Genomic DNA, 2,301 nt, shown 5'->3' with positions numbered 1-2,301 from the left:
GCGAGCTCCTTTTCCTTTGTAGCCTTATTGGCTGCGGCTATTTCAGCGGCCGTCTTACCCTCTTGTCCCTTTTTGTCAGATAAGTACTTGTCGTTATCAGATTTTTGTTTGGCCAGGCTTTTCTCATTTTCGGAGCTAAGTAGCCCAAAGAAGGATCCCACTGCACTGGCAGCGTCTTTTATTCCTTGCCACAGCCGGTTGATGGCATTACGTGCGGTTTCCGAATTATTGTAAAGGGTAACCAGGCCACCCACGAACAAGGCTACTGCAGCAACCACAAGCCCAATGGGATTGGCCGTCATGGCCGCATTCATAAGCCATTGAGCGGCCGTTGCGGATTCTGTCCATATAAGCCTTCCTTTTTCAGCTGCAGCATGTGCCAGGGAGGATGCGGTGGCCATGACCAAATTCCAGTTCAGGGAAACCATAGCCACTCCCAGGGCCGCAATCATTTCTTTGTTTTCTCGCAAAAACTCCGGAACAGCACCGATACCTTTGATAAAAGCAATAACACCCGTTGTTACATTCAATAGCGCCGGCAATAGTGCTGCGCCCAACGTGGTTTTTAGCTCGTCCAAGGCCTTTTCTTGCTTGGCCAGCTGGGCCGCTGCCGTGTTGTTCATGATGCCAAACTCCTTAGTAAGGCTGGTACCTTCTTTCATGGCCGTAGCGGCCAGTAGCTGCTTTTCACGAACCGTATCGGTTTGATCAGACAATAGGCTCATGACCTTGGTGGCCTCCTGGCTTTTGATACCCAGATCATCCAGGTTCTTAACCACCTTATCTGTGGGCATTCCTCTGAAGCTTTCAGCAAGCTTTAGAATGACCTCATTGGGACTACTGTTGATTAGCTTGATAAACTCCTTCTCTGTCAGGCCTACTTGAGTGGCAAAGGTTGCGGTGTCTTTAGAGGCTGTAAGCAGGATGTTACTCAATCCACCGGCAGAGATTTCAGCGGAGAGGCCTAGCTCCTGGAAGGCTGCACCAAGTCCCAGCGTCTCGCTAATCTGAGGGCTCAGGTCCCCGAGCTGGCCCATGCGCATAGCGAAATCTGCCACCACTGGACCTGTGGCCGTTCCTGCGGCACCTAGTTCATTGATAGCAGAACCGATATCGTTAATGGCCTTGCCGGCTTCCAGATCCTTGGTTTCCTTGAAAAGTTTGGAGAGCGTACCCATCGTAGAAGCTACTTCTTCAGCTCCACCGCTAAACTCATCGCCCAGGGCAACCACGGCTTTATCGACAGATTCTACAAAGCCCAGCATCTGGTCTTTAGCTACTCCGATCTGTCCTCCAACCTGGGCGATACCCAGGAGCTCGTCCTGGGCCGTTCGGGTGTCGATCTTGGCGATCTCCGTATTTAGGTTTTTAACCTCCTGCTCGGTCATCCCTGCAGCTTTCTGAATCCCGCCAAAGGCATCACTCATCGTGGCGGCCATCTTGATCCCTTCCCTAGTGAAGTTGATCAGGGACTCCATAATATTGACCAGGGTGAAGGCCGATAATGCTCCAGTGATCCACTCCTTCATATTGGTCCAGGTGGATTTGCTTTTATCGGCTTCCTCCGTGACAGCACGAACGTCTTTTCTTACATTCGATAGCCTGGTATTGACATCCTGGAGCTCCTTAGTTTTTTCGATGTACTGATCAGTTCCAGGTGTGAGGTCTTTAAGCTCCTTATTGAGTTGCTTATAATAACCTTCCAACTGTTTGACAGTCATACCAGCGGTGCCCATCTCTACTCTGGTCTTTTTGATGGACTCCTCCAGTTCCTTGATCTCGGCCTTGTTGTCTGTCCATTCCTTGGTGCCTCTGGTGAGTTCCTTTTGGGCCGTTTTTAACTCACCGAGCTTGTTCTCCAGCTCACCCAGGGCATTGAGTGCCGGCTTGCCATTTACATCGAAGTTCCAGACGCTATTCTCTACTAAATTCATCCTATAACGAAAAAAGGTACGCTACTAAATTGCAGCGTACCTTTTTATGGGAGTAGGACGGGAATCACTCCCTCTCCCAAACTGGCCTCTCATAAAACTCCTTAAAAGTTTGCTGAATTGTGGGAGGCAGTTTTTTTGATAAATAGTCTGATATTTCCTGATAGATTTCCCCTTTGTTGACATTATAAAACGGCTTTTTGCGGCGGGTAATGGTGTTTCTATCCATCCTGGAGCGGCCCATGGCATAGGAGATCCGGTTTAGGGCCCGCTCCGCGGTAATCTCCTTTTTATTCCGGTTAATAAAGTATCCAGGAACAAAGAGCTGGGTCTGTTTCCCGTTGATGGCAATGCTCTCGTTATTGATAAA

Annotated in this window: 2 protein-coding genes; both read right to left on the bottom strand. The window is 49.4% G+C overall.

Translation table 11 applies throughout. The annotated features are described in order from the left end of the window. A partial coding sequence (locus tag CLV98_RS23110) for a phage tail tape measure protein (protein WP_109678496.1) occupies positions 1-1,934 on the bottom strand: 1,934 nt, incomplete at its 3' end. Positions 1,935-1,998: 64 nt separating this feature from the next. After that, positions 1,999-2,301: hypothetical protein (locus CLV98_RS23565; protein ID WP_158281326.1), on the bottom strand; the 303-nt coding region annotated here is incomplete at its 5' end.

It is taken from the genome of Dyadobacter jejuensis (assembly GCF_003149085.1).
Classification (GTDB): Bacteria; Bacteroidota; Bacteroidia; order Cytophagales; family Spirosomataceae; genus Dyadobacter; species Dyadobacter jejuensis.
Note: the sequence above shows the minus strand (reverse complement) of the source record. Positions and strands in the feature narration are given on the sequence as shown.